This is a genomic window from Paenibacillus sp. PastM-3 (genome assembly GCF_029893965.1).
Lineage (GTDB): Bacteria > Bacillota > Bacilli > Paenibacillales > Paenibacillaceae > Paenibacillus_AQ.
In genome coordinates this window covers 1-1,355 of record NZ_JARXXP010000077.1, presented here as the reverse complement: position 1 = coordinate 1,355, position 1,355 = coordinate 1, and the positions used below count along the sequence as shown (strand labels likewise).

Sequence of the window (1,355 nt, the reverse complement as noted above, 5' to 3'; positions counted from 1 at the left end):
TTCACTTGGGTGGACGCTCCGCGAACGGACCGTTGTTCCAATCGCTGTGCTCTCCAGATTTTTTTCATTCCCCTTAGCGGTGAAAATCCGGAGACCAAGGCGACCGCTGCCGCTGTTCCACAATCCGTCCGTTCTCTCCACTGTTTAAGCGGAATATCCATCTTCAATCTTAAAAAAGACAAAAAAAGAAATCGCTTTTTTGGTAAAATGGAAGTACCACCAACCATTCCAAAAGGAGCGATTTCTTTGTACATTCAATATACCATGGACCAACTTTGCTTGCCAATGGATCTGGAAGAAGATATTCCAGACAACCATCTTGCCCGTGTCGTAAATGCCGCCGTAGAGCGGCTGGACAACGCCATCTTTGACGCTGCCTATCCCGGCGGCGGCCGGGACAGCTACCACCCGAAGATGCTTACCAAAGTCATCATTTACGCCTATACTCAACGAATCTATTCCTCTCGTCAAATCGCTAAAGCCGTGCGGGAGAACATCCCTTTCATGTGGCTGGCCGGACGGCAACGCCCCGACTTCCGCACCCTGAATCGCTTCCGTTCCCATCGGATGAAAAGTGTCCTCGAAACCGTATTTACCGCCGTGCTTCAGTTTCTGGCTGACGAAAAATACGTATCTCTGGAGCATTACTTTGTAGATGGCACCAAGATCGAAGCCAATGCCAATCGCTACACCTTTGTTTGGGGCAAAGCGGTCAGCAAACACAAAGCGAAATTGCAGGAGAACGTCCATGCTCTGTTTGCAGACATTGAAGCGGCAGAGCAGCAAGAAGAACAGGAGTGCCGAGGAAAAGACCTTGCCGAACTCGGCGAATGTAGCGAGATGAATAGTGAGAAACTGGAACACCTGACCCAGGCGCTGGAGTCAAAGCTCATGGACAAACCCAAAGACAAGCCTCTGAAAAAAGCCGTTCGGAAGCTTCGCAAGGATTTGCTCCCCCGGCTGCTGAAGTACGAACAGTACCAAAGGCTGCTTGGCGACCGGAACAGCTTCAGCAAAACCGACCCGGATGCGACGTTTATGCGAATGAAGGAAGACCACATGCGAAATGGTCAACTCAAACCGGGTTACAATGTACAAATCGGAACCGAAAACCAGTTCATTTTAGCCTATAGTCTACACCCAAGACCGACCGATACCCGCTGTTTACAGCCGCATCTGGAAAAGGCAAGGCAGATGCTGGGGAAACTCCCGAAGGCGGTCATTGCGGATGCAGGTTACGGTAGTGAAGAAAACTACGCTTATCTGGAGAAGGAAGAGATTCAAGCGGTCGTAAAATACGCCAGCTACCACAAAGAAAAAAGCAAAGCTTGGAAAGAAAATGTCGGCAAGGTTGA

General features: G+C 49.8%; 1 protein-coding gene. It reads left to right on the top strand.

Translation table 11 applies throughout. The annotated features are described in order from the left end of the window. Positions 1–246 precede the first annotated feature (246 nt). Positions 247–1,355: IS1182 family transposase (locus M2108_RS31320; RefSeq protein ID WP_277506483.1), on the top strand; the 1,109-nt coding region annotated here is incomplete at its 3' end.